Annotated in this window: 28 protein-coding genes; 8 read left to right on the forward strand and 20 right to left on the reverse strand. The window is 70.5% G+C overall.

Annotated features, from left to right (window positions below):
- Window positions 1-42: 42 nt before the first annotated feature.
- Window positions 43-1,131 (forward strand): YihY/virulence factor BrkB family protein, encoded by a 1,089-nt coding sequence (locus OG272_RS11410; RefSeq protein WP_326583659.1) that lies wholly within the window; start codon window positions 43-45, stop codon window positions 1,129-1,131.
- 1,081 nt (window positions 1,132-2,212) lie between these two features.
- Here the strand turns inward: OG272_RS11410 and OG272_RS11415 are convergent.
- Both OG272_RS11415 and OG272_RS11420 read right to left on the reverse strand, forming a co-directional pair.
- Complete coding sequence (locus OG272_RS11415; RefSeq protein ID WP_405893219.1) at window positions 2,213-2,458, reverse strand: DUF3618 domain-containing protein; 246 nt, start codon at window positions 2,456-2,458, stop codon at window positions 2,213-2,215.
- Window positions 2,455-2,916 carry a phage holin family protein gene (locus OG272_RS11420; RefSeq protein WP_405893220.1) on the reverse strand — a complete coding sequence of 154 codons (462 nt, stop codon included), beginning with the start codon at window positions 2,914-2,916 and terminating at the stop codon, window positions 2,455-2,457. The genes OG272_RS11415 and OG272_RS11420 overlap by 4 nt, the downstream gene beginning before the upstream one ends.
- A 279-nt stretch (window positions 2,917-3,195) precedes the next feature.
- On the opposite strand from OG272_RS11420, the gene dapA reads away from it, so the two are divergent.
- Complete coding sequence (dapA, locus tag OG272_RS11425; protein WP_326583658.1) at window positions 3,196-4,134, forward strand: 4-hydroxy-tetrahydrodipicolinate synthase; 939 nt, start codon at window positions 3,196-3,198, stop codon at window positions 4,132-4,134.
- Here the strand turns inward: dapA and OG272_RS11430 are convergent.
- The 3 genes from OG272_RS11430 to OG272_RS11440 all read right to left on the reverse strand — a co-directional run bounded on the left by OG272_RS11430 (window position 4,115) and on the right by OG272_RS11440 (window position 6,303).
- Window positions 4,115-5,341: a WD40 repeat domain-containing protein gene (locus OG272_RS11430; protein WP_405893222.1), complete on the reverse strand. Its 1,227-nt coding sequence runs from the start codon at window positions 5,339-5,341 to the stop codon at window positions 4,115-4,117. The two genes, dapA and OG272_RS11430, sit on opposite strands and share 20 nt — an antisense overlap.
- Window positions 5,338-5,895, reverse strand: a complete 558-nt coding sequence (locus OG272_RS11435) for a SigE family RNA polymerase sigma factor (protein WP_405896009.1) — start codon at window positions 5,893-5,895, stop codon at window positions 5,338-5,340. The genes OG272_RS11430 and OG272_RS11435 overlap by 4 nt, the downstream gene beginning before the upstream one ends.
- Before the next feature lie 183 nt (window positions 5,896-6,078).
- The gene (locus OG272_RS11440) at window positions 6,079-6,303 is read right to left on the reverse strand and encodes a hypothetical protein (RefSeq protein ID WP_326583656.1); all 225 of its coding nucleotides are present in this window, start codon (window positions 6,301-6,303) and stop codon (window positions 6,079-6,081) included.
- A 227-nt stretch (window positions 6,304-6,530) separates the two neighbouring features.
- Here OG272_RS11440 and OG272_RS11445 point away from each other — a divergent pair, with 227 nt between their 5' ends.
- Entirely contained in the window at window positions 6,531-7,157 is a 627-nt protein-coding gene (locus OG272_RS11445; RefSeq protein WP_326583655.1) for a hypothetical protein, read from the forward strand.
- A gap of 389 nt (window positions 7,158-7,546) precedes the next feature.
- Here the strand turns inward: OG272_RS11445 and OG272_RS11450 are convergent, their stop codons facing one another.
- The 6 genes from OG272_RS11450 to OG272_RS11475 all read right to left on the reverse strand — a co-directional run bounded on the left by OG272_RS11450 (window position 7,547) and on the right by OG272_RS11475 (window position 12,510).
- Complete coding sequence (locus OG272_RS11450; protein ID WP_327730292.1) at window positions 7,547-8,509, reverse strand: DUF2332 domain-containing protein; 963 nt, start codon at window positions 8,507-8,509, stop codon at window positions 7,547-7,549.
- A gap of 293 nt (window positions 8,510-8,802) precedes the next feature.
- Window positions 8,803-9,792, reverse strand: a complete 990-nt coding sequence (gene dapD, locus OG272_RS11455) for a 2,3,4,5-tetrahydropyridine-2,6-dicarboxylate N-succinyltransferase (protein WP_328222738.1) — start codon at window positions 9,790-9,792, stop codon at window positions 8,803-8,805.
- 140 nt (window positions 9,793-9,932) lie between these two features.
- A complete protein-coding gene (locus OG272_RS11460; RefSeq protein WP_326583652.1) occupies window positions 9,933-10,904 on the reverse strand; it encodes a CU044_5270 family protein in 972 nt (323 codons plus the stop codon).
- 1 nt (window position 10,905) lies between these two features.
- Window positions 10,906-11,508 carry a sigma-70 family RNA polymerase sigma factor gene (locus OG272_RS11465; RefSeq protein ID WP_327730289.1) on the reverse strand — a complete coding sequence of 201 codons (603 nt, stop codon included), beginning with the start codon at window positions 11,506-11,508 and terminating at the stop codon, window positions 10,906-10,908.
- Between the two features lie 121 nt (window positions 11,509-11,629).
- Window positions 11,630-12,190, reverse strand: a complete 561-nt coding sequence (locus OG272_RS11470; protein WP_327730288.1) for a TetR family transcriptional regulator — start codon at window positions 12,188-12,190, stop codon at window positions 11,630-11,632.
- Window positions 12,190-12,510, reverse strand: coding sequence for a multidrug efflux SMR transporter (locus OG272_RS11475; protein WP_326583649.1), 321 nt, complete (start codon window positions 12,508-12,510; stop codon window positions 12,190-12,192). The genes OG272_RS11470 and OG272_RS11475 overlap by 1 nt, the downstream gene beginning before the upstream one ends.
- A gap of 294 nt (window positions 12,511-12,804) precedes the next feature.
- Here OG272_RS11475 and OG272_RS11480 point away from each other — a divergent pair, with 294 nt between their 5' ends.
- Window positions 12,805-13,728, forward strand: coding sequence for an AbfB domain-containing protein (locus tag OG272_RS11480; RefSeq protein WP_326583648.1), 924 nt, complete (start codon window positions 12,805-12,807; stop codon window positions 13,726-13,728).
- Between the two features lie 83 nt (window positions 13,729-13,811).
- On the opposite strand, the gene OG272_RS11485 is transcribed toward OG272_RS11480, so the two are convergent.
- The 8 genes from OG272_RS11485 to OG272_RS11520 all read right to left on the reverse strand — a co-directional run bounded on the left by OG272_RS11485 (window position 13,812) and on the right by OG272_RS11520 (window position 20,381).
- Window positions 13,812-14,144, reverse strand: coding sequence for a metal-sulfur cluster assembly factor (locus tag OG272_RS11485; protein WP_020130530.1), 333 nt, complete (start codon window positions 14,142-14,144; stop codon window positions 13,812-13,814).
- A complete protein-coding gene (sufU, locus tag OG272_RS11490) occupies window positions 14,141-14,611 on the reverse strand; it encodes a Fe-S cluster assembly sulfur transfer protein SufU (RefSeq protein WP_326583647.1) in 471 nt (156 codons plus the stop codon). Before sufU ends, OG272_RS11485 begins: the two co-directional genes overlap by 4 nt.
- 16 nt (window positions 14,612-14,627) lie before the next feature.
- The gene (locus tag OG272_RS11495; RefSeq protein ID WP_326583646.1) at window positions 14,628-15,884 is read right to left on the reverse strand and encodes a cysteine desulfurase; all 1,257 of its coding nucleotides are present in this window, start codon (window positions 15,882-15,884) and stop codon (window positions 14,628-14,630) included.
- On the reverse strand, window positions 15,881-16,645 hold the full coding sequence (gene sufC / locus OG272_RS11500; protein WP_326583645.1) for a Fe-S cluster assembly ATPase SufC: 765 nt from the start codon (window positions 16,643-16,645) through the stop codon (window positions 15,881-15,883). The genes OG272_RS11495 and sufC overlap by 4 nt, the downstream gene beginning before the upstream one ends.
- 7 nt (window positions 16,646-16,652) lie before the next feature.
- Window positions 16,653-16,973 (reverse strand): non-heme iron oxygenase ferredoxin subunit, encoded by a 321-nt coding sequence (locus tag OG272_RS11505; RefSeq protein WP_326583644.1) that lies wholly within the window; start codon window positions 16,971-16,973, stop codon window positions 16,653-16,655.
- The gene (sufD, locus tag OG272_RS11510; RefSeq protein WP_327730286.1) at window positions 16,970-18,163 is read right to left on the reverse strand and encodes a Fe-S cluster assembly protein SufD; all 1,194 of its coding nucleotides are present in this window, start codon (window positions 18,161-18,163) and stop codon (window positions 16,970-16,972) included. The genes OG272_RS11505 and sufD overlap by 4 nt, the downstream gene beginning before the upstream one ends.
- Window positions 18,164-18,225: 62 nt before the next feature.
- Window positions 18,226-19,650: a Fe-S cluster assembly protein SufB gene (gene sufB / locus OG272_RS11515; protein ID WP_326583642.1), complete on the reverse strand. Its 1,425-nt coding sequence runs from the start codon at window positions 19,648-19,650 to the stop codon at window positions 18,226-18,228.
- On the reverse strand, window positions 19,647-20,381 hold the full coding sequence (locus OG272_RS11520; protein WP_326583641.1) for an ArsR family transcriptional regulator: 735 nt from the start codon (window positions 20,379-20,381) through the stop codon (window positions 19,647-19,649). The genes sufB and OG272_RS11520 overlap by 4 nt, the downstream gene beginning before the upstream one ends.
- Window positions 20,382-20,542: 161 nt before the next feature.
- Between OG272_RS11520 and OG272_RS11525 the strand changes: the two genes are divergently transcribed.
- The 4 genes from OG272_RS11525 (at window position 20,543) to OG272_RS11540 (ending at window position 24,169) form a co-directional block, all read left to right on the forward strand.
- Window positions 20,543-21,376 carry an AAC(3) family N-acetyltransferase gene (locus OG272_RS11525; protein ID WP_326583640.1) on the forward strand — a complete coding sequence of 278 codons (834 nt, stop codon included), beginning with the start codon at window positions 20,543-20,545 and terminating at the stop codon, window positions 21,374-21,376.
- Between the two features lie 10 nt (window positions 21,377-21,386).
- Window positions 21,387-22,310: an ABC transporter ATP-binding protein gene (locus OG272_RS11530; RefSeq protein ID WP_326583639.1), complete on the forward strand. Its 924-nt coding sequence runs from the start codon at window positions 21,387-21,389 to the stop codon at window positions 22,308-22,310.
- Window positions 22,307-23,086 carry an ABC transporter permease gene (locus tag OG272_RS11535; RefSeq protein ID WP_327730284.1) on the forward strand — a complete coding sequence of 260 codons (780 nt, stop codon included), beginning with the start codon at window positions 22,307-22,309 and terminating at the stop codon, window positions 23,084-23,086. The genes OG272_RS11530 and OG272_RS11535 overlap by 4 nt, the downstream gene beginning before the upstream one ends.
- A 69-nt stretch (window positions 23,087-23,155) precedes the next feature.
- Complete coding sequence (locus OG272_RS11540) at window positions 23,156-24,169, forward strand: COX15/CtaA family protein (protein ID WP_326583637.1); 1,014 nt, start codon at window positions 23,156-23,158, stop codon at window positions 24,167-24,169.
- Between the two features lies 1 nt (window position 24,170).
- Here OG272_RS11540 and OG272_RS11545 read toward each other — a convergent pair whose 3' ends face one another.
- Window positions 24,171-24,938 carry a nucleotidyltransferase domain-containing protein gene (locus tag OG272_RS11545; protein WP_328222743.1) on the reverse strand — a complete coding sequence of 256 codons (768 nt, stop codon included), beginning with the start codon at window positions 24,936-24,938 and terminating at the stop codon, window positions 24,171-24,173.
- Between the last annotated feature and the right edge of the window lie 15 nt (window positions 24,939-24,953).

Consider the following 24,953-nt stretch of genomic DNA (forward strand, 5'->3'; position numbering starts at 1 on the left):
AGTCCGCGATTCGGGGCCCGGTTTCGGGAGACCCGCCCGGTCATGGACGAGAAGCGGCCCGAGGCCGAGCGGGTGGGGAAGGATCCGGAAACCGAGACGGGGACCGGGGCGGAGACAGAGGCACAGACCGAGGGGCGGACCGGGGCGGACGGTCCCACCGGACTGCCGAGGCGTTCGTGGTGGGCGGTGGTGCGGCGCACGGTCAAGGAGTTCCAGGACGACGAACTGTCCGACCGGGCGGCGGCGTTGACGTACTACGGCGTGCTCTCGCTGTTCCCCGCGCTGCTGGTGCTGGTGTCCATGCTCGGGGTCGTCGGACAACGCGCGACCGACAAGATCCTGGACAACATCGGCGACCTGGCGCCCGGCCCCGCGCGGGACATCCTGCGGGACGCGGTCGTCCAGCTGGGCGACAGCGGCGGTACGGGCGGGGTGCTGGCGATCGTCGGCCTGCTGGCGGCGGTGTGGTCGGCGTCGGGGTACGTGGCCGCGTTCATCCGTACGTCCAACGCGGTGTACGACCTGCCGGAGGGGCGTCCGGTGTGGAAGGTGACGCCGCTGCGGATCGGACTGACGCTGGTGCTGATGCTGATGCTGGCGGCGAGCGCGTTGATCGTGGTGTTCACGGGTCCGCTGGCCGAGCGGGCGGGCACGACGATCGGGCTCGGTGACGCGGCGATCGCGATCTGGGGCATCGCCAAGTGGCCGGTCCTGCTGGTGCTGGTGACCCTGATGATCGCGCTGCTGTACTGGGCCGCGCCCAACGTCCGCGGCCGGGGCTTCCGTTGGGTCAGCCCCGGCGGTGTCCTCGCCACGCTCATCTGGCTCGCCGCGTCCGCCGGCTTCGCCGTCTACGCCGCCACCTTCGGCTCCTACAACAAGACCTACGGCACGCTCGCCGGCGCGGTCGTCTTCCTCGTCTGGCTCTGGCTCACCAACCTCGCGATCCTCCTCGGCCTCGAATTCGACGCGGAACTCTCGCGCGAACGCGCCATCACCGAGGGCCGCTCCGCCACCGACGAGCCCTACGTCGAGCCCCGCGACACCCGCAAGTGGCCACCCCGTCTGCGGGCCCTGCGAGAGGCCCGCACCCGAGCCGCGGGCGGACCGGACGCGATGAGCAAGGGATGAGGGCGAGGCCGCGCGGGGATGAGAACGAGGCCACGCGGAATCGAGCGAGGCCGCGACCGGATCGCGAGCCGTGCCGGACCGAGCGGGCCGCACCGGATCGTGAGCCGCACCTCGGCAAGGGAGGGCCTCGCCCCCACCACCACCCCGCTGACAAGCGGCCAAGACCAACCGCCCTCAGCATGGACGAGCCGCGCCCCCATACGGCCGTACAGCCCGAGCCGCCCGTCGGCCCAGTCGGCGACCCGCTCCCCCCTTGCCCGGCGCGGCGCCCCGCAGCCCGCAGCCAACCACTGCGGGTGCCAACCACTGTCGGCCCCTACACCCCGAAACGGCCGCCATCGACACCTGCGGCGCACGCCTCCACCACCGGTCCACCACCGGCCCGACCGGCCGGGCACGTCACAGCCGATCGCCTTCCAGCGCATGCAGAACTGGCGCTTCCACCACCAATCCGGGGAAGGGCCTGCAGCAGCCGGACCAGTCGGCGCCTGCGCCCCGGATCCGACACCATCGACGCCTCCGGGACCCACGCCTCCACCACCGGCCGGGCTGGCCGGGCCCACGGCCAGCCGGCCAGCCGGCCAGCCGGCAACGACGGCAACGACGGCGGGCACGTCACAGTCACTCGCCGTCAGCCCCGGCGCCGCCGGATGCGGTCGCCGTCAACGCAGGCGGAAAGGACGCCTCCGCCACCGTTCCGGTGGGGGGCGTGCCCACGGTTCATCGTTCATCAGCCGGTCGGCGGGTGCGCCCGGCAGCCGACCGTAGCCGGCGCGCCCCACAGACAAGGCCGACCGCCACCGGCGTGGGCGGACCGCGGCCGGACGTTGGCCGCGTGTGCGCCCCACGCAACCGGCCGCATCGTCCGACCGCGGGCGGCCGCCGTCAGGGCATGCGAAACGGCCGGTGGAGCCGGCCCTCAGCGAGCTGGCTCTCAGCAAGGCCTTCGAGCGCCGAGCCCCTTCCTCGGCTCTTCGAGCAGGGCTGGCCCTGCTCCACGCCTTGTGAGCCGGGCTTGCCACCTGGGCGAGTCGGGTGGGCGGGTGGGCAATCCGGGTGGCAAGGAACGGGGCCGCGCAGGCTAGTGGTAGTGGCGCCAGACCAGTACCCCCGCCGTGGCCACGGCGACACCCGCGCCGCCCACGACGACCGCCTCCCGGGGCACCCGCTCCCATGCCGAGTGCACCCTCGCCTTCACATCGGCCTTGGCGGCCAGTTCCTCCACCGTGTCGCCGAGCTGCGCCCGGGTCACCTCGATCTGCCGTCGGAGTTCGTCGGGCCCCTTGGCGCCCACCGAGCCGTCGGCCCTGCCGGATGCGTGCGTCATCGCCGAGCCCTCCCCTTGATCTCGTCCATGTCCGCCTTGACACTGTCGAGCGCCAGCTCAGGCCTCGGAGGGGTGGCCCGCCGGAGTTGCGCGCGCCCGACCGCGGCCAGCACGGCGGCGATCACGAACAGCACGCCCATGACGATCAGCGCAGCGGCCCACACGTCCAGCACGAGGGACAGCGCCCCGACCCCGGCGGCGGCGAGGGTCATGAACCCCACATAGGCGACGGCACCGGCCGCGCCGAGGAGCCCGCCGCCGCGTCCCGCGCGCCGCCCCTTCTCGGCCAGCTCCTCCTTGGCGAGAGTGATCTCCTGTCGTACGAGCTGGGAGAGCTGTTCGGTGGCCTGCCCGACCAGCTCGCCCACGGAGTGATGGTTTTGTTCGTCCGGCCCCGGACGCGCGGATCGCGCGGAGCGCACGAATCGCGTGGGCCTGGTCTCGGTGGTCCCGGTCACGGTGTCGCCTCCTCACACATCGGGACGCCACGAGTACCCGGCCCGGCCCGCGCTACCCCTGCGGTGACATCCGGGTCCCCCGCTCGCCGAGCCCGGTCGGCCGACTCGGGAACCAGTCCGGCCGAGTCCGCGGCAGCGCCGCCTCCGCGACAGGCTCGGGCAGCCCGGGATCACCGGGCGACCCGGCGGGACGCACCCCTCATCCTCGTAGCAAAGCTCCCTCATATCTCGTAGAAGAATTAAGTGGAGCTTCACAATGGCGGCGTCGAGACTACCTCCATGACTCTCACCCACCGCCCCGCCCCCTTCGGCCGCGCCCTCTGCGCGATGATCACGCCCTTCACCGCGTCCGGCGCGCTCGACCTCGACGGGGCCCAGCGGCTGGCCGACCGGCTGGTGACGGCAGGGTGCGACGGGCTGGTGCTGTCCGGTACGACGGGTGAGTCGCCGACGACGACGGACGAGGAGAAGGCGGAGCTGATCCGCGCGGTGCGCTCGGCGGTCGGCGACCGGGCCGCGATCGTGGCCGGAGTGGGCACCGCCGACACCCGGCACACCGTGGAGCTGGCACTGGCGGCCGAGAAGGCGGGCGCGGACGGCCTGTTGGCGGTCACGCCGTACTACAGCAGACCCCCGCAGGACGCGGTCGAGGCCCACTTCCGCGAGCTCGCCGACGCCTCGGGACTGCCCGTCGCCCTGTACGACATCCCCGGCCGCACCGGCACCCGGATCGAGCCGGAGACCATGATCCGGCTCGCCGCCCACCCCCGGATCGTGGCGGTGAAGGACTGCGCGTACGACCTCCTGGGCACCCAGAAGGTGCTGGCCGAGACGGAGTTGGCGTACTACACGGGCTGCGACGAGTACGTTCTCGCGCTGTACGCGATCGGCGGGTCGGGATACGTCGGCACGGTCGCGAACGTGGCACCCCGCCACTTCCGGTCGATCATCGACGCGTTCGACAGGGGCGACACCGGCGAGGCGGCCCGGCTCCAGCGGCGGACCGTCCCGCTCACCGAGCTGATGATGTCCTCCGGCCTGCCCGGCTCCGTCACGGCGAAGGCGCTGCTGGGGCGGCTCGGCCTGCCGTCCGGGCCGGTTCGCGCACCGCTGCGGCCCGCCGGCCACGAGGTGACCGACGGGCTGCTGACGGCGTACGAGGAGTTGGTCGGCTCCGGTGCCCGGTCGGAGGGATCGGTCAGCCCCAGCGTTCGGTGAACACCGGAACCCAGCGGCCGGGGTACTCGGCCGAGGCCTTGCGGAACCCGCTGAGCTGGACGACCTTGTCGCTGCCGACGGTCAGGAGGATGAGCTGGTTGCGGAACTCGCCCTTGCCGCTGCACCTCTTGGGGTCGCAGCCCCAGGCGATGATCCGCTTGTCGTCCGCCCAGGCGAGGAGTTGCTGGCCAGGCACGGTCGTGACCCTCTCGCCGGTGCGCGAGTCGACGATCTCGGAGGAGATCTCGTCACCGTCACCGGCGAATTCGCCCCCGATCAGCTTCCCGTTGGGTGACAGACCGGCTTCCGCATAGCTCACGTACTTCTCGGATGCGGGCATGTCGATCTTGTCGCCGTTCAGGTCGTAGTACTGCCGGAACGGCTTCTCCCCGATGTCCGCGAAGACGGACCTGCCGTCCTGGCTCCACTCCAGGTCCTCCCGGCTGTTGTAGAAGAAGCCCCACTCGTCCTTCCACTGCGGTGCCTTGTGCCAGTTCTCCTCGCCCGAGTCCAGGTCCACGACGGAGAACCCGGTCCGGCTGGCGACGGGGCCCGGCACCTCCTTGCCGTTGACGTTCTGCGGGTGGTCGGCGAAGCTGCGATCGGGGTTCTTGGAGTAGGTCGTCGCGAGGAGCTTGGTGCCGTCCGGGGAGAACTCGACGGACGCGACGCCGTGGCCCACCGGGATCCAGCGGTCCACCTTGCCCGTGATCATGTCGAGCAGTCCGATCCGCTCGGCGGGCAGTTCGCCCTCCAGTACGGCCGCGGTGCGCATACCGGGTGCGACGTCCAGGAACGCCCACTTGGTCTTGCGGTACTCGGCCGTCTTCTGGTCGAGGAGCCCGTACACGCGGGTTCTGACGATGTCCCCGCCCGGCTGCTTGACCTCCTTGTGCACATAGAACGCGGAGAGCGCGGTGTCACCCGCGGCGATCATGTTCCTCGGCGGTGACTGGTCGGGGTGCGCGATGATGTCGCTCTTGTTCATCTCGCTGGCGGGCCGCACCTCGTCCCCGTCTCCCGTCAGCGCGGGCACACCCACCGCGACAGCCACGACCGCGGCCGTGGCGGCGGCAGTGCACGCGATCGTGCGGTTCCTGCGACGCTGCCGGACGGTCAGGACCCGGTCGGCGAAGCCCGGTGCCAGGGGCGGCTGTTCGGCGGCCTGCTCCCGCAGGGAGTCGCGCACCAGTTCATCGACGTTCATGGACGCACCTCCACGGGCGAGAAGTCACGGGACGGCTTCTGCTCGGCCGCGGCGGGGCCGAGCGCGGCCAGCTCGGGCGCGAGTTCACGCAGTCGGGCAAGCGAGCGGTGGGTCGTGGACCGGACGGTTCCGACGGAGCACCCGAGGATCCGGGCGACATCGGCCTCGGGCAGGTCCTCGAAGTAGCGGAGCACGAGCATGGTCCGCTGCCGGTCGGTCAGCCGGGCCAGCGCCCCGCGCATCACCAGCCGCAGCTCCACCCCGGCCACACCGTCGCCTCCGCCGCCGCTCTCGGGCGGCTCGGCGACGGTCAGCTCCCGGCGCCGCCATTTCAGCCGCCACCGGCTGACCTGCTGCCGGTACAGGATCTGCCGTACGTAGGCCTCCGGCTCGTCGATCCGCTGCCAGCGCCCGGCGGCCTTGATCAGCGCGTTCTGCAACAGGTCCTCGGCGGCGTGCCGGTCCCCGCCGCTCAGCAGCACGGCCGTCTTCAGCAGAGCCGACGACCGCCCGGCCACGAATTCCCGGAAACTCTCCTGCCCCGCGGCATCCATCGTCACCTTCTCTTCTCCGGCGGGCCCCGTGTCCCGCCCCCTGTGCCCCTTGTGACGCGGCGACCCGCGTCCGGCTATGCCGCCCCGGAGAAGAAAGTCGTGCGCGGAGCGGAAAACGGTCCGGGCCCGTACGCGCGCGTGCGCGTACGGGCCCGGATTCACGACAATACGACGACGGCCGGGTCAGCCCCAGCGGTACCCGTCACCGAACAGCAGGGTGTGCTCCAGCACGTCCTCCATCGGGTCGTCGACCTGCCCGACGTTGACAAGTCCGATCCGGGGACCGTTGTGCGAGTCCTTGTTGGTCTCGTCGGCGTGCGCGGCTCCGGCCGACACCCCGCACACCAGCACCGTGGCCAGCCCTGCCGTGACCACTCGTGCCACGGTCCTCGCCCGGTCGTTCCTCATCCCTCGGTCCCTCATCTCATCGGTTCGGCGACTCATCGGACACTGCGTCCGACAGTTCATCTGCCTGCACCGCGTGGAGGTCACGCCGAGCAACCCTTACGGGGTCAGTTGTGGCTGCTCTGAGCAACGAGCGTGTGCCGCCGCGTCCTGGCTAGATCGCCCCCTTGTGTGCCCTTCGTGTACGTGTCACACAGTTCAGAGGCGTGACCTGGGGAGAGGAGCACTGCATGTCGGTGTTGGGTGGCTATCCGGTAGGGCCGTCGGCCTGGGCCGTCGAGCGGTTTGGGCGGCATGCCGGCGCGCTTGCCGCTGCGGTTCCGGTGCAACTGGCCAAGGCGCATGGGAAGGCTCATGCCGCGCACCTCGCTGCGGGGCTGAAGAAGCGGAGTCCGTACGGTGTCGCCCTTGCGGGAGTGGTGCGCGAGAGCCTGGCGGAGACGGCGCGGGAGCTCGGGGAAGCCGTGCGCGACGTGCGCGGCTACGAGTATGCGGTGATCAACGATCACGCGCTCTTCCCTTTCCGGTACGCGGACAGGCCGAGGCCCCTGGACAGAGCACGGCTGCCCGCCAACGCGTCGCCCACTCGGCACCGGCTGTTCCGGGCACATGGGCCGCAGCCTCCGGAAGGCCTGTTCGACGTCGATCAGGACTTGGCGACCGAGGAGTACCTGGGGCTGCACGAAGCGTTCGAGGAACTGGGAGCGTCCACCAAGCTGGTCTGTGTGTTCTTCACGGCCGACGCCGAAAACGGCATCCATGCCATCCACTGGGGGGACGCTCACCTCGAACCCGACCGCACCTTTACGTGGCCCTATAGGGAACAGCTCCCGGTCGCTCCCGTGCAGATGGAGTGACGGGCAGTGGCGCCGCTGCCTGGGCACATCTGGTCGGGGCTGACCGACTGGGCCGTCCCTGGGCCGTGCGAGGCCGACCAACGCCGGCAGTCGGCACCCACGGGTGACCACCCCCACCTCCACCCCCACCTCGCTCTGGCCTGGGCCACCAGAGTTGATCTGCGACACCGGGAGGGTTATGCCCGCACCCGGAGAACTGGCAGTGGCTGGGCAGCAGCAAACCCCCTATCAGCGCGTTTGGCGCGGAATAGGGGGCCTGGTATGGGTCACGGGGGATGTCGGGACACCGGGGGTCGGCACCGTCCCGGGTGCCGGGAGGCGGGTGCCGGGAGGCGGGTGCCGGGAGGCGGGTGCCGGGAGGCGGGGATGCGCGATGCCGACTGCGCGTGCTACATCCAGCGGATCCAGTCGCCGTGCGGGTGGGTGAAGGCGGCAGGTGCGCCGTCGACGGTGAGGACGAACGGCGAGGTCTCGAACCGGGGCGGCGTGACGTCGGCGACCACGCCCGGCGCCTCGTTCGCGATCCATACGACGTCAAGCTCGCGGGCCAACCCGGCAAATTCGGCGCGGAGCCGCGGCCCGACGTATGCCAGCACCGCCGAGTGGAAGACCACAACGCGCGTGTCCCGGGGCGCCTGCTCGACGAGGGCCGGCAGCGCTTCGAGCAGGTCGCCCTCGTGCACAGGCACAGGATGGCGCTGCGCGGTTGCCAATGCGGAAACGAGGCGTTCGCGACGGGCCGTCTGCCCCGGCCACACCAGACACTCGAGCCAGGACCGGTCCCCGGGATCCGACGGATCGAGCGGGTTGAGGTCGATGCCGGCCGCCCATGCCACCTCGGGCATCCGCAGTTCCGGGTGCGGTCCCTCCGCCCGGCACCGGAGTGTCGGCGCCTGTGGGTCACGGCCGGTCAGGTGCGTGTGGCCGTAGTCGTAGGAGTACCGGTCGACGTGCAGGCACAGTCCGGCGCTCGCGCCGACCTCGATCAGGGCAAGCGGCCCATCGACCGCGGCCAGCGCGGGCAGAAGCGTTGCACAGCGGCCCGGTTCGTTGGTCTGGGTGCGCCGCGACAGGACCATCGCCCGCAGCTCCCCGGCCCGCGTGGTGGCCAGCTCCCGCAGCGCGTCCGCGTCGGGCACCATGCACAGCATGTGGCGGGCCGCGGCGAACAGCAGGTTCGGCTGGCGCTTGTCGGCGGGCAGGGTGCCCAGGAAACCCAGCACCTCCGGGTCGGACGCCACCGCGAGGGCCAGCGCCTCGTAGGCGGGGGATCGTCCCGCCGCCTCGCGCTCGGCGAAGCGATGGTAGTTTTCCGCCGTCGTCATCCGGTCGTCCAAGCCCGTCATCGCCATGGCGTGATCATATGGGCCGCTCCGGAGGTTCCGGTAGATGCACAGACCACGTAAACACGGGAAACCGCCACATCACCGCGTTGAGTAGCTGCAGGTCAGGGATCGATCCGAACACTCCCGGCAGCAGGTGCGGCTCGATCAATTCCACGTCCCCCACGCACGAGCGCCCTCCCGGGCCGTCCTCGGGCCGTGGAAGGGCGCTCATCCATGACCAAGGTCGACAACTGCCGACAGCTCAGCAACAGGTCAGGATGTTGATCGATTAGGCAGCCGCAGGTCACGGCCGCCGGTGATCAGTTGTGGCTGTGCAGGATCTCGTTCAGGCCGCCCCAGACCGCGTTGTTCGGGCGGGCCTCGACCGTGCCGGTGACCGAGTTGCGGCGGAAGAGGATGTTCGAGGCGCCGGAGAGCTCGCGGGCCTTGACGACCTGCCCGTCGGGCATGGTGACGCGGGTGCCCGCGGTGACGTAGAGGCCGGCCTCGACGACGCACTCGTCGCCCAGGGCGATGCCGACGCCCGCCTCGGCGCCGATCAGGCAGCGCTCGCCGATGGAGATGATGACGTTGCCGCCGCCGGAGAGCGTGCCCATGGTGGAGGCGCCGCCGCCGATGTCCGAGCCGTCGCCGACGACGACACCGGCGGAGATACGGCCCTCGACCATCGACGTGCCGAGGGTGCCCGCGTTGAAGTTGACGAAGCCCTCGTGCATGACCGTGGTGCCCTCGGCGAGGTGCGCGCCGAGGCGGACGCGGTCGGCGTCGGCGATGCGGACGCCCTTGGGGGCCACGTAGTCCGTCATGCGCGGGAACTTGTCGACGGAGGTGACCTGGAGGTGCAGGCCCTCGGCGCGGGCGTTGAGCCGCACCTTCTCCAGGTCGTCGACGGCGACAGGGCCGAGCGAGGTCCAGGCGACGTTGGCCAGGAGGCCGAAGATGCCGTCCAGGCTCTGGCCGTGCGGCTTGACCAGGCGGTGGGAGAGCAGGTGGAGGCGCAGGTAGGCGTCGTGCGTGTCGACCGGCTTGTCGTCGAGGGAGGAGATGACCGTGCGGACCGCGACGACCTCGACGCCCCGGCGCGCGTCCTGACCCGTCGCGGCGGTCGCGCCGCCGCCCAGCAGCTCCGCGGCCCGCTCGGCGGTCAGCCGCTCGGTGCCGGAGGGGCCCGGCTCGGCGGAGAGCTCGGGCGCGGGGAACCAGGTGTCGAGAACGGTGCCGTCGGCGGCGATCGTGGCGAGGCCGGCGGCCACGGCGCCGGTGGTACGAGGAGCAGTCGTGTCGGTCATGAGGGCAACCTAACTGTCCGGGGGCTGTGCGGGCCAACCGGCGGCGGGGGCGTCTCAGCGGCCGGGCACGTGGCGGACATACGGCGCCGAGCGGCCCGCCCACCCCCGTGGAGCGGGCCGCCGGTGCTCAAGGGCCCGGGTCAGCCACGCTCACCGGGCTCGTCGACGACGGCGGTGTCGACGACCACGCCGCCGCCGGTCGTCCTGCCGTCCTTGACCTGCTGTGTGCCGAGTACCTGGTACGTCTCCGGGTCGATCAGCCACCGCGTACCGCCGCGCCTGCCCGTGTTCAGCGCGACGAGCTTCCGCCCGGAGGCGTCCTCGACCATGTGGTCGACCACGGAGAGGTCCGGCAGGGTGGCCAGCGCGCGGTACAGGCCCGCCAGTCCCTTGGGCGGCTTGACCTCGGCACCGAGCAGATGGGCGATCTCGATGTAGTCGTTCTCCGTCCGCGTGGCGCCCTTCTGGTCGATGAGGGCGTTCTCCTCCCGGAGGGCCTTCAAGGCTCCCGGGCCGTCGGTCGGCAGGGTGGACAGTGCGCGGTACATCTCGATGGGGGTGCGAGCCGCGCCCTCCTCGTACTCGGCGTCGTTGACGTGCACCTTGATCGGCTTTCCGTAGGGGTCGCGCTGCTGGAACGCGCGCTCGGCGCCGTCGAAGCGGGTCCAGTCCTCGAAGTAGAGGGACCAGTCTCCGTATTCCTCCAACGTCTTCTCGTCCAGTTCCGCCGCGGCTCCCTCGTCCGTCGTCCTGGTGTAGATCCACTGCCTGGGCCCCGGCTCGGGAACCTTCGGCTGCCGCTCCAGCGCCTCCGCCGCCCGCTCCAACAGCTCACGCGCGCTCATCCTCTTCAGGTCCGCGTTCGTCAGCGCCGCCGGTGTCGTCAGCTCGTGGGCGTCGTCGCGGCCCGACAACAGCGACGCGGTCACCGCCACCGCGGTCACGGTCGCCACGACCCCGGCGATCACGAACCCCGGCCGCGCCCACATCCGGTGCCGCCGCTCGCCGGTCCGCGCCGCGTCCAGCAGCCGGGCGCGGCCCGGCGCGACGCGGGCGCGGTCGGGGGTCGGCGCCCCGGAACGCAACTCGCGTACCTCGGTCAACTCGTCCACGTCAGACCACCTCCGCCGCGTCACCGACGAACGCCGGATCGGCTCCCAGCGCCGTACGCACCTTGCGCCGCGCGCGGTTGAGCCGCGAGCGGACCGTTCCCACGGGGATGTCCAGGGCCTGGGCGACCTCCTGGTAGCCGAGGTCGGCCCAGGCGACGAGCAGCAGCACATGCCGGTCCCCCGCAGACAGCGCCGCCAACGCCCCGGCGAGCGGCCCCTGCGCCGCCACCCGGCTGTCGGTCCGCTCGACCCAGGTCTCGCTCCAGGAGGCGGCGACCGGATCGTGTCCGGTGCGGGCCAGCGCCCTGAGCGCCCGGACCTCCGAACGGCGGTGCCTGCCGATGAGGTTGCCCGCGATGCCGTACAGCCAGGGGCGGGCGTTGGTGTGGGCCCGGTCGTAACGGCCGCGGATGCGGAACGCCGTGAGGAAGGTGTCCGCGGTGAGGTCGTCGGCCATGCCGTCGCCGAGTCGCCGGGCCACGTACCGGTGGATGTCCGGCGCGTAGCGGTCGTAGAGCCGCGCGAACAGCTCTGGCTCTTCCAGCGACTGGGCGACGATCTCGGCGTCGTCGTCGGCCCGCGCCTGTGGCGGTGGTCCGCTCACCGGGTTCTCCCCCTGCTCGTCACAAGCTCACCCTCTGCTTCACCGTGTTCCTGTCACCGCCTGTTCCCCGATGGACGGCAGAAGGTTCACGACTCGCGTTCCCCGATGGACGGCAGAAGGTTCACGACTCGCGCCGCCGGGTCCCTCGGGGAACGACCCGCGCCAGCACCTCCCGCGCGTACTCCTCGTCGTACGGCGCCCCGGTCAGCAGTACCTGCAGACAGATGCCGTCGATCAGGGCGACCAGCGCCCGCGCGGTCACCGGGTCGGTGCGGCGGGTGAGCCAGTCGGCGAAGCCCCGGCCCCACTCGTCGGCGACGGGGCGCAGGGCGGGCCGGCGCAGGGCGGCGAGGTAGAGCTCGTACTCCACCTCCAGTCCCGTACGGTCGCCGGCGAACCACTCGCCGCCCAGCGCGGCCAGCTCGGTGGCGAGGTCGGTGCCGGGGTCCCGCAGGGCGTCGCGCGCGGCGACCGTCTTGGCGAAGCGCTCGTTGGCCTGCCGCAGCGCGGCGACCATCAGGTCGTCGAGTGTCTTGAAGTGGTACGTCGTCGAGCCGAGCGGTACGTCCGCCTCGGCGGCCACGGTCCGGTGGCTCAGCCCGGCGATGCCCCTGTCCCCCACCACCCGGATCGCCGCGTCGATGATCCGCTGCCGCCGCTCGGGATCGTAGCGCCGGGCCATCAGTGGGCGCCTCCCAGGTTCAGCACCACGACTCCCGCGATGATCAGCACGATCCCGGCGACCTTGGCGAAGCTCAGCCCCTCCCCGAAGAGCACCAGGCCGAGCGCGGCGACGGTCGCGGTGCCCGCCCCGGACCAGATCGCGTACGCCGTGCCGATCGACATCGACTTCAGCGCCTGGGCGAGCAGGACGAAGGAGACGAGGTACCCCACGCCGGTGACCAGCGACGGCCACAACTTGCTGAAGCCCTCGCTGTACTTCATGGCGGTGGTGGCGGCCACTTCGGCGGCTATGGCACCGGCGAGCAACAGATATCCCATGTGTACGATCGTACACATCATGCGTACACCTGTACACATCGCGCGTACGGGCGTACTTATGGGCGGAATTGAGCATCATCGATGGTCAAGAGGCCCTTGTTTCGGGGCCGTTCTGTTATGGAAGCGCTCTCGGAAAGGGCTCCCCGGACACCACTTGGTCCACTACTGTTTCAACGGTCAATCTCCCGGATGCGTGACGACCGCCAGGGTTTTCACACACCGGTGACACGTACCACCCTCCCCGATCCGCATGACGAATTGCGTCCGCCTTGGGCGACGCCGAGGGAACCGCGCATGCCGCCGAACAAGCCCGGACCTGATCCGGACCAGACCCCGCCCAGCCTTCCGGTGCTCAGATCCGCGAAGGTGTGGGAGACGGGTGTCGCCCCGAACGACGCCCGAATACCGGGCACGCGCCGCCTCTGGCTGGCCGGCGCCCTCGCTCTCGCCGTGGTCTCCTCCTGCGTAACCGCGATCACCCTGCAGGGCACTGGACCTGACGACTCGTCACAGAAGAACGGCCGCACGACCGCCGCCGACGACGACCGGGTCCCCTTTGTCTCCCTCCCGCCCGCGTCGCCGCCCGCGACCTCGGCGCCGGACGGCAAGAGCGGCCTGTCGGAGCCGCAGGGCTCCGAGGACGACGCGAAGAACGACGGGGGCAAGGGCAAGGGCTCCACCTCCGACGACAAGGAGGACTCCGACTCCTCGGAGAGCCAGCAGGGCGGCGCCAAACCGACGACCGCACCCTCGAAGTCGACCTCGCCCACGAAGAAGCCGTCCACCTCCACCGCGCGCAAGTCGGTACAGGCCGTCAACTACCCGGACCGCTACTGGCATCTGCGCAGCGGTGTGATCGGGCTGGACCAGGTGAGCTCCCGCAGCGGAAGCGAGACCAGGGAGGACTCCTCCTTCAAGGTCGTCTCCGGCCTCGCCAAGTCGTCCTGCTACTCCTTCCGGATGTCGGACGGCCGCTACGTCCGGCACCAGAACTTCCGGCTCCGCGTCGGCGGCGACGACGGCTCGGCGCTCTTCAAGCAGGACGCCACCTTCTGCCCGGTGACGTCCCCGTACTCGGACGCCGTGATGCTCCAGGCGGTGAACTATCCCGACCGCTACCTGCGCCACCGGAACTTCGAGCTGGTCCTGGATCCGTACGGCTACAACACGACCGGCCGGCAGGACTTCTTCTTCCGTATCGTGAAGGGTCTCGACTGAACGGTCTCGACCGAACGGCGTGACACCCGCACGCGCGTGTGGCCCCCGGCGAATCGCCGGGGGCCACACGCATGTCAGGGATCTCAGACGTTGAACCCGAGCGCCCTCAGCTGCTCACGGCCGTCGTCGGTGATCTTGTCGGGGCCCCACGGGGGCATCCAGACCCAGTTGATGCGGAGCTCGTTGACGAGGCCGTCCGTGGCGGACTTGGCCTGGTCCTCGATGACGTCCGTCAGCGGACAGGCCGCGGAGGTCAGGGTCATGTCGATCGTCGCGATGTTCGCGTCGTCGATGTGAATGCCGTAGATGAGGCCGAGGTTGACGACGTCGATGCCCAGCTCGGGGTCGACGACGTCGTACAGGGCCTCGCGGACCTCCTCCTCGGAGGCCGGCTTCATCTCCAGGGTCTCGCTCATGCCGTCTTCCTTTCGACGTCGGCGTCGGCGCCCAGCGCCTGGGCCGTCGCGTCCTTCCACGCCATCCAGCTGAGGAGGGCGCACTTGACCCGGGCGGGGTACTTGGAGACACCGGCGAACGCCACCGCGTCCTCCAGCACCTCCTCCATCGCGTCGTCCGGTTCGACCTTCCCCTTGGACTGCATCAGCTCCAGGAAGGTCTCCTGGATCTTCTGCGCGTCCGCCAGGTCCTTGCCGACCAGGAGGTCGTTCAGCACGGAGGCCGAGGCCTGGCTGATCGAGCAGCCCTGGCCCTCGTACGACACGTCCTCAATGGTCGTGCCGTCGTACTTCACTCGCAGCGTGATCTCGTCGCCGCACGTCGGGTTCACGTGGTGCACCTCGGCGTCGCCATCCCGCAAGCCCCGCCCGTGCGGGTTCTTGTAGTGGTCCAGGATGACTTCCTGGTACATCGAGTCCAGCTTCATGCGATCGCTCGTCCCATCAGCCGAAGAAGTTCCGTACGTGCTCCAGGCCTTCGACCAGGGCGTCGATCTCGGCCGGCGTGGAGTACAGATAGAACGACGCTCGGGTGGTCGCGGGAATTCCGTACCGCAGGCAGACGGGGCGGGCGCAGTGGTGGCCGACCCGGACCGCGATGCCCTGCTCGTCGAGGACCTGGCCCACGTCGTGCGGGTGGATGTCGCCGAGGGTGAAGGAGATCGCCGCGCCCCGGTCCTCGGCCGTGGCGGGACCGATGATCCTGAGGTCCGGGACCTCCGTCAGCCGCTTCACCGCGTATTCGGTGATCGCGTGCTCGTGGGCGAGGATCTTGTCCATGCCGATCGAGTTCAGGTAGTCGATCGCCGCCCCCAGGCCGACCGCCTGCGCGATCGGCGGGGTGCCCGCCTCGAACTTGTGCGGGGCGGGAGCGTACGTCGACGAGTGCATCGACACCGTCTCGATCATCTCGCCGCCGCCCAGGAACGGGGGCAGGTCCTCCAGGAGCTCCTGGCGGCCCCAGAGCACGCCGATGCCCGTCGGACCGCACATCTTGTGGCCGGTGAAGGCCACGAAGTCGGCCTGGAGGGCCTGGACGTCCAGCGGCATGTGCGGCGCGGCCTGCGACGCGTCGATGCAGACCAGGGCGCCGACCTCCTGTGCCCGGCGCACTATCGCCTCGACGGGGTTGACCGTGCCGAGGATGTTGGACACCAGCACGAAGGAGACGATCTTCGTCTTCTCCGTGATGATCTCGTCGATGTTGGAGAGGTCGAGGCGGCCGTCGTCGGTCAGCCCGAACCACTTCAGCTTCGCGCCCGTGCGCTGCGAGAGCAGCTGCCACGGCACGATGTTGGAGTGGTGCTCCATCTCCGTGATGACGATCTCGGTCTCGGCGTCCACCCGGTAGGGGTCGTCGGCCCAGCCGAGCATGTTCGCCACGAGGTTCAGCGACTCGGAGGCGTTCTTGGTGAAGATCACCTCGTCGCGGCTGGGCGCGTTGATGAACGACGCGACCTTGTCCCGCGCGCCTTCGTACAGCGCCGTGGCCTCCTCGGCGAGCACATGCACACCGCGGTGGACGTTGGCGTTGTAGCGCTCGTAGTACTCACTCAGGGCGTCCAGTACCTGGCGCGGCTTCTGCGACGTCGCCGCGTTGTCCAGGTACACGAGCTTCCGGCCGTCGTGGACCTGACGGTCCAGGATGGGGAAGTCCTTGCGGATCGCCTCGGTGTCGAGGAGGCCCGGCAGCTGTGTCACGCGGATGCGCCACCCTTCGTGTATACCTCGTAGCCCTCGTTCTCCAGCTTGTCGGCGAGCTCGGCGCCGCCGGACTCGACGATACGGCCGCCGGAGAAGACGTGGACGAAGTCGGGCTTGATGTAGCGCAGGATGCGCGTGTAGTGGGTGATCAGCAGGGTGCCGACCTCGCCGGTCTCGCGGACGCGGTTCACGCCCTCCGACACGATGCGCAGCGCGTCGACGTCCAGACCGGAGTCCGTCTCGTCGAGGATCGCGACCTTCGGCCGGAGCAGTTCGAGCTGGAGGATCTCGTGGCGCTTCTTCTCACCACCGGAGAAGCCCTCGTTGACGTTGCGCTCGGCGAAGGCGGGGTCCATGTTGAGGCGCTGCATGGCCTCCTTGACCTCCTTCACCCAGGTGCGGAGCTTGGGGGCCTCGCCGCGGATGGCGGTGGCGGAGGTCCGCAGGAAGTTGGAGACCGAGACGCCGGGGACCTCGACCGGGTACTGCATCGCCAGGAACAGGCCCGCGCGGGCGCGCTCGTCGACGGACATCTCCAGGACGTCCTCGCCGTCGAGCAGCACGGTGCCGCCGGTGATCGTGTACTTCGGGTGACCCGCGAGCGAGTAGGCGAGGGTCGACTTGCCGGAGCCGTTCGGGCCCATGATGGCGTGCGTCTCGCCCTGCTTCACGGTGAGGTCGACGCCCTTGAGGATCTCCTTCGTGGCGTTGTCGGCCTCGACGGTGACGTGCAGGTCTCGGATTTCAAGCGTTGCCATGGGTGCCTCAGGACTCCTGGGTGAGGGAGACGAGCACGTCGTCCCCTTCGATCTTTACGGGGTATACGGGGACGGGGCGCGTCGCGGGAAGGCCGGACGGCTTGCCGGTGCGGAGGTCGAAGCTGGAGCCGTGCAGCCAGCACTCGATCTGACAGTCCTCCACCTCGCCCTCGGAGAGCGAGACGTTCGCGTGGGAGCAGATGTCGTGGATGGCGAACACCTCGCCCTCGGTCTGTACGACCGAGACCGGCGTGCCGTCGAGTTCCACCCGCTTCGGGGTGTCCTCCTCCAGCTCGCTCAGCCCACAGGCGCGTACGAACGGGGTCATCGGCCCGATCCAGACACAGTCTCCAGCTCCTCGTCGATCTTCACGAGAAGGCGTTCCTGGATGTCGTCGACACCGATCTGCTGGACCAGCTCGGCGAAGAAGCCGCGGACCACCAGGCGACGGGCCTCGTCGGCCGGGATGCCTCGGGCCATCAGGTAGAAGAGCTGCTCGTCGTCGAAGCGGCCGGTCGCCGAGGCGTGGCCGGCGCCGACGATCTCACCGGTCTCGATCTCCAGGTTCGGCACCGAGTCGACCCGGGCGCCGTCCGTGAGGACCAGGTTCCGGTTCAGCTCGTAGGTGTCGGTGCCCTCGGCCTTGGCCTCGATCAGCACGTCGCCGATCCACACGGCGTGCGCCGCCTCGCCCTGGAGCGCGCCCTTGTAGACGACGTTCGACTTGCAGTGCGGGACGTTGTGGTCGACCAGGAGGCGGTGCTCCTGGTGCTGGCCGGCGTCCGTGAAGTACAGCCCGAACAGCTCGGCCTCGCCGCCGGTGCCGGCGTAGGAGACGCGCGGGTGGATGCGTACGACGTCGCCGCCGAAGGTGACCACGACGGACTTGAAGGAGGCGTCCCGGCCGATGAGGGCGTTGTGCTGGGCCACGTGCACGGCCTTGTCGTCCCAGTCCTGGACGGAGACGACGGTCAGCCTGGCGCCGTCGCCCAGGATGTAGTCGACGTTCGCGGCGAGGACGGCGTCACCGGTGTGGTCGATGACGACGACGGCCTCGGCGAAGGCGCCCAGCTCGACGACCTGGTGGGCGAAGGCGGTGGCGCCCTCGCCGTGCACGGCGATCCGGATCGGCTCGGTGAGGACCGTCTCCTTGGGGACGGTGATCACACCGGCCTTCTCGAACGCCGAGTAGGCCTGGGCGGCGACGCGGTCCACGGGGGCGCCGGCCCTGCCGAGGCGCGCGTCGTCACGGCCGACGGTCTCGATCGTGACGCCCTCGGGCGCCACGATGTCGACCTTCAGGCCGTCGCCGGTGGCGACGGCGGTGCCGTCGTGCAGCCCGCGCAGCCGCTCCAGCGGGGTGAACCGCCACTCCTCCTCGCGGCCGTGCGGCACGGGGAAGTCCGCCACGTCGAAGGACGGGGGCGCGCTCATGCGCGTGGCGACGGTCGACTCTGCGGCCACCGCGATCTGGCCGGCGGTGGTCGAGCCCACCGGGATGTTCTGAGCCTCAGCCATGGCTGTCGGTCTGCTCTCTTCCTACGTCAGATTTCGCTAGCTGTATCCGAAAGGGGCGGGGGTTAACCGACCGCGCCTTCCATCTGCAGCTCGATCAGCCGGTTGAGCTCCAGCGCGTACTCCATCGGCAGCTCCTTCGCGATCGGCTCGACGAAGCCGCGCACGATCATCGCCATCGCCTCGAACTCGCTCAGGCCGCGGCTCATCAGGTAGAAGAGCTGGTCGTCGGAGACCTTGGAGACGGTCGCCTCGTGGCCCATGGACACGTCGTCCTCGCGGACGTCCACGTAGGGGTACGTGTCGGAGCGGGAGATGGTGTCGACGAGCAGCGCGTCGCACAGCACGTTCGACTTGGAGCCGTGGGCGCCCTCGCCGATCTCGACGAGACCACGGTAGGAGGTACGGCCGCCACCGCGCGCCACCGACTTGGAGACGATGTTGGAGGAGGTGTTCGGCGCCATGTGGACCATCTTGGAGCCGGCGTCCTGGTGCTGCCCCTCGCCCGCGAAGGCGATGGAGAGGGTCTCGCCCTTGGCGTGCTCGCCCATCAGGTAGACGGCCGGGTACTTCATGGTGACCTTGGAGCCGATGTTGCCGTCGATCCACTCCATGGTCGCGCCCTCGTAGGCGACGGCGCGCTTGGTGACCAGGTTGTAGACGTTGTTCGACCAGTTCTGGATGGTCGTGTAGCGGCAGCGGGCGCCCTTCTTCACGATGATCTCGACGACCGCGGAGTGCAGGGAGTCCGACTTGTAGATCGGAGCCGTACAGCCCTCGACGTAGTGGACGTAGGCGTCCTCGTCGACGATGATCAGCGTCCGCTCGAACTGGCCCATGTTCTCCGTGTTGATACGGAAGTAGGCCTGGAGCGGGATCTCCACGTGCACGCCCTTCGGCACGTAGATGAAGGAACCGCCGGACCACACGGCCGTGTTCAGCGACGCGAACTTGTTGTCGCCGACCGGGATGACGGTCCCGAAGTACTCCTTGAAGAGCTCCGGGTGCTCCTTGAGGGCCGTGTCGGTGTCCAGGAAGATGACGCCCTGCTCCTCCAGGTCCTCGCGGATCTGGTGGTAGACGACCTCGGACTCGTACTGGGCCGCGACGCCCGCGACGAGGCGCTGCTTCTCCGCCTCGGGGATGCCGAGCTTGTCGTACGTGTTCTTGATGTCCTCGGGCAGGTCCTCCCAGGACTCCGCCTGCTTCTCCGTGGAGCGCACGAAGTACTTGATGTTGTCGAAGTCGATGCCCGACAGGTCCGAGCCCCAGTTCGGCATGGGCTTCTTCTCGAACAGGCGCAGGCCCTTGAGACGGAGCTTGGTCATCCACTCCGGCTCGTTCTTCTTGGCGGAGATGTCGCGGACGACGTCCTCGTTGATACCGCGCTTGGCAGATGCACCGGCCACGTCGGAGTCGGCCCAGCCGTATTCGTAGTTGCCCAGACCCTCGAGCTCGGGGTGGGCAGTCTCCTCGATGGGGAGCGTCATGCGGGGTTCCTCCCGGCGGTACGTGCAGATGCGGTGTCGTTGGCTGTCTTTGAAACTCTGGGGATGAACGTCGTGCAGACGCCGTCGCCGTGGGCGATGGTGGCCAGCCGCTGGACGTGCGTACCGAGCAGTTCGCCGAAGAGCTCGGTCTCGGCCTCGCAGAGCTGCGGGAACTGCTCGGCGACATGGGCCACCGGGCAGTGGTGCTGGCAGAGCTGTTCGCCCTGGTGGGGGTGGGGGGCACTGCGTGCCGTAGCAGCGTACCCGTCGGCGCTCAAGGCCTTGGCCAGGGCTTGAGTCCTGTTTTCGGGGTCCGCCGCCTCGACGGCCTTGCGGTAGGCGCCGGCCTGGGCGGCGACCCGGGCCCGGGCGAAGGCGGCGACCGCCTGCTCCCCGCCCTCCTGGTCCGCGATCCAGCGGAGCGCGTCGGCGGCGAGCTTGTCGTACGACTGGTCGAAGGTGTCCCGTCCGCAGTCCGTCAGGGTGAACACCTTGGCCGGGCGCCCGCGCGTTCGCGCGCCGTAGACGCGCTGCTCACGCGGTTGTACGACGTCGTCGGCGACCAGTGCGTCGAGGTGCCGGCGGACGGCCGCCTGGGTCAGCCCGAGGCGCCCGGCGAGGTCGGCCACGGTGGACGGGCCATGGGACAGGATGGACCGCGCGACCCGGTTGCGTGTCGACCGCTCCCCGGTCGCGAGTTCCTCCTGCGGAGCCTCGCCAACGTTTTTCACAACGCCATTGTTGCGTAATTCCTCAGAGAGGGGCAAGCCGCGTCCGGACGGGCGGGCGGTGCCGTGCATCACTTAGGCATACCTAAGATGACCTGCGGGAACGATCACTGATCGATCAAACGGGTGGCGCCGCGAGAGCCGCTCCGGAAGACTGCCACACCATGTCGACAACCCCTCCCACCGGCCCTCTTGTCACCCGCGCCGGCTTGGTGGCGGACCTGCGCGCCGCCGGGGTCGAGCCTGGCGAGACCCTCCTTGTGCACTCCTCGCTCAGCGCGCTCGGCTGGGTCTGCGGAGGCACCGTCACGGTCGTCGAGGCGCTGCTCGACGTACTCGGTCCGGACGGCACCCTCGTCGTCCCCAGCCAGACCGGCCAGCTCTCGGACCCGGCCCTGTGGGCGTACCCGCCGGTGCCCGAGGAGTGGTGGGAGCTGATCCGCGCGACCATGCCCGCGTACGACCCGCGGACCACGCCCACACGGGGGATCGGCGTGATCCCCGAGACGGTGCGGACCTGGCCGGGCGCCCTGCGCAGCGCGCATCCCCAGACGTCCTTCGCCGCGATCGGCCCGGGCGCGGCGGCGATCCTCGCGGACCACGCCCTCGACTGCCGCCTCGGCGAGCGCAGCCCCCTGGCCCGGCTGGAGAAGGCGGGCGCCCGGGTGCTCCTGCTCGGCGCGGGCTACGAGTCGTGCACCAGCTTCCATCTGGCGGAATACCGGATCCCCGCACCGCTGGTCGAGGTCGGCCGGCCCGGTCCGGACGGCTGGGAGGTGGTGACCGAGGTGTCGATCGACTCGGACCGGTTCGACGAGCTGGGGTACGACTTCGAGCGCGACCACCACATCCTCCGGGCCAGGGTGGGCGCGGCGGACGTACGCCTGTTCCCGGTGGCCGACGCGGTGGCGTACGCCGAGCGCTGGCTCCCGTTGCACCGGCCCCGGGAGGAGGAGATCTCCGGACCCCCTGGCCTCGGCACCCGGCCGCGTACCTAGACTCGGGCCCATGCGAAGTGACCCCGTGGTCCAGGTCCGGTCCCTGGTGAAACGGTACGGCGACAAGACCGCGGTGGACGGCCTCGACCTGGCGGCCGGAGCGGGCGTCACCGCCGTGCTCGGCCCCAACGGGGCGGGCAAGACGACCACGATCGAGACCTGCGAGGGTTACCGGAGGCCGGATTCCGGCTCGGTGTCCGTCCTCGGGCTCGACCCGGTCCGCGAGGCCGCCGCGCTGCGCCCCCGGATAGGCGTGATGCTCCAGTCCGGCGGTGTCTACTCCGGCGCCCGCGCCGACGAGATGCTGCGCCACGTGGCCAGGCTGCACGCCCACCCCCTCGACGTGGACGCCCTCATGGAGCGCCTGGGCCTCGGCAGTTGCGGCCGTACGACGTACCGGCGGCTGTCCGGCGGCCAGCAGCAGCGGCTCGCCCTCGCGATGGCCGTGGTCGGCCGCCCCGAGCTGGTCTTCCTCGACGAGCCGACCGCCGGCCTCGACCCGCAGGCCCGCCGGGCCACCTGGGAGCTGGTCCGGGACCTGCGCGCGGACGGCGTCTCGGTCATCCTCACCACGCACTACATGGACGAGGCCGAGCAGCTCGCGGACGACGTCGCGATCATCGACGCCGGCCGGGTCATCGCCCACGGCACGCCCGAGGAGCTGTGCCGGGGCGGCGCCGAGAACACCCTGCGCTTCACCGGCCGCCCGGCCCTCGACGTCGGCTCCCTGCTGAAGGCACTCCCGGCGGACTCCGCCGCCGTCGAACTGACGCCCGGTGTGTACCGGGTGACCGGCAAGGTCAACCCGCAGCTCCTCGCGACCGTCACCTCCTGGTGCGCCCAGCACGGGGTGATGCCGGACCGCATCTCGGTGGAACGGCACACCCTCGAAGACGTGTTCCTCGAACTGACCGGCAAGGAGCTGCGTTCATGAGCGCGAGTACCAGCTCGGGCGCCTACACGCCGAAGCCGGGCGCCGCCCCGCTCTCCCGCATGATCGCGGCGCAGGCGGCCCTGGAGACGAAGATGCTGCTGCGCAACGGCGAGCAGTTGCTCCTGACGGTCGTCATCCCGACGCTGCTGCTGGTGCTGTTCGGCTCGGTGGACATCGTCGACACGGGCGGGGGGAAGGCGGTCGACTTCCTGGCGCCCGGCATCCTCGCGCTCGCCGTGATGTCGACGGCGTTCACCGGCCAGGCCATCGCCACCGGCTTCGAGCGCCGCTACGGCGTACTGAAGCGGCTCGCCGTCTCGCCGCTCCCCCGCTGGGGGCTGATGGCCGCGAAGACGCTGTCCGTGCTGGTCACGGAGATCCTCCAGGTCGTCCTGCTCACGGTGATCGCCTTCGCGATGGGCTGGAACCCGCACGGCAACCCCTTCGCCGTGCTGCTCCTGCTCATCCTCGGCACGGCCGCCTTCTCGGGCCTCGGTCTGCTGATGGCGGGCACCCTGAAGGCGGAGGCGACGCTGGCGGCGGCGAACCTGGTGTTCCTGCTGCTGCTCGTGGGCGGCGGCGTCGTCATCCCGTTGGACAGGTTCCCGGACGCGGCGCAGAGCGTGCTCGGGCTGCTGCCGATCTCGGCGCTGTCGGACGGGCTGCGGGACGTCCTCCAGCACGGGGCCGGGATGCCGTGGGGCGACCTCGGGATCCTCGCCGGGTGGGCGGTGCTCGGGCTGGGCGCGGCGGCCCGCTTCTTCCGCTGGGAGTAGCCGCAGGTCACGAGGGTGGTGACAGGACGGCCGACCCCTCGTGAATGTGTGCACAAGCGGCGGCCTACCATGGTGCGCGTGCCGAAAGTGACCCGCGACGACCTCGTCTCCGCTGCGCGCAACCCGCTCGCCTTCATCGCCGAACGCTGGACCCCGGACCCCAGAACGGTCCGGCGCGCGGCCCTCGCCGCCCTCGTGATGGCGGTGGTCATCGTGGTGACCGGCGGTGCCGTCCGGCTCACCGGGTCGGGCCTCGGCTGCCCGACCTGGCCCAAGTGCACCGACGACTCCCTCACCGCCACCCGTGAGATGGGCGTCCACGGCTACATCGAGTTCGGCAACCGCCTGCTGACGTACGTGCTGTGCGCGGCGGTCGGCTGGGCGATCATCGCGGCGCGCTCGCAGAAGCCGTACCGCCGTAGCCTCACCCGGCTGGGCTGGACGCAGTTCTGGGTCGTGATGAGCAACGCGGTGCTGGGCGGCATCGTCGTGCTGGTCGGTCTCAACCCGTACACGGTGGCCGCGCACTTCATGCTCTCCACCGCGCTCATCGCCGTCGCCGCCGTGATGTGGCACCGCACCGGCGAGAGCGACACCGCGCCCCGTCCGCTGGTCGGCAAGGCCGTGCGGCAGTTGGTGTGGGTCCTGGTGGGCGTCACGCTGCTGCTGATCGCGGTCGGCACGGTCGTCACCGGCGCCGGCCCGCACGCCGGTGACTCCAGCAAGGTCGAGCGCATCCCGCTGAACTGGGAGAACGTCACCAAGCTGCACGCGGTCCTGGCCTGGATCGTGGTGACCCTGGCCTTCGCCCTGTGGTTCGTCCTGAAGGCGGTCGACGCCCCGCGCGGACCGCTGAACCGCACCCGCGACCTGTTCCTGGTCCTCCTCGCCCAGGGCGCCATCGGTTACGTGCAGTACTTCACCGACCTGCCCGAGGCCCTGGTCGGCGCCCATATGTTCGGCTCCTGCCTGGTGTGGATCGCCACCCTCCGGGTCCTGCTGTCCCTGCGGGAACGGCCGGCCGACGAGGTGGACGTGCCCGCTCCGGCGGCTGCGGGGACACCGGTCGCCACGCGCGGCTGAGTCAGCCGTACGTCCGTACGAGGTCGTCGATCGCCGGGCCGAGGAACACCCGGGTCAGCTCGCCCCGGTGCGGCACCTCCTCGGCCCGCTGCCCGTACCGGCGGCGCCTGATGTCCCCGACCACCTCGGCGGGCGCTCCCAGGGCGGGCAGCAGGTCCAGGGCGTCGCGCTTGGAGATCAGGCGGCCGTCGCGCAGGGTGGCGGTGGCGCGGGCGAACGTGAGCAGTCCGAGGTCGACCCAGACGTCCTGGTCCCAGAGGCGGGCCCGGTCGACCGCCGGCCGCCAGAACTCCTTCTGGTCGCGGACGACGAAGGCGTCCAGCTCGATGTCGGAGACCGGCGGCAGCAGCGCCGTGGGCGGTTCGCCGTGCAGGAGCAGGCCGAAGGTGTGCAGCTCGCGCCGGGTGACCGGGGTGACCGTCCGCCGGAACAGCTGCCGGTGGGCCCAGGTGAGGTGCTTGCGCTCGGCGTCGTCCGCCGTGCCGGGGGTCAGGTAGGTGCAGTGCAGCTGGGCGGCGAGCGGATCGTGGCGCAGGCGGGCGTGCAGCCGCGCCGCCCGCCAGGCGGTCCGGGCGGTGACCGGACCGTTCAGGACGGCGATCAGGTCCAGGTCGCTGCGGCCCTCCTGGTAGTCGCCGCCGCCGAGGGAGCCGTGGGCCCAGACGGCGAGCGGGGCGAGTTCCCGGAGTTCGTCGAGGAAGCGGCCGAGCAGGGCCTCGGTGTCGGTGGCGGAGCCGGGTAAGCCGGCGGTCGCGTCGCTGCGTGTCATGCGCCCAGTCTTCAC

The sequence above is a fragment of the Streptomyces sp. NBC_00104 genome (genome assembly GCF_045160825.1).
Classification (GTDB): Bacteria; Actinomycetota; Actinomycetes; order Streptomycetales; family Streptomycetaceae; genus Streptomyces.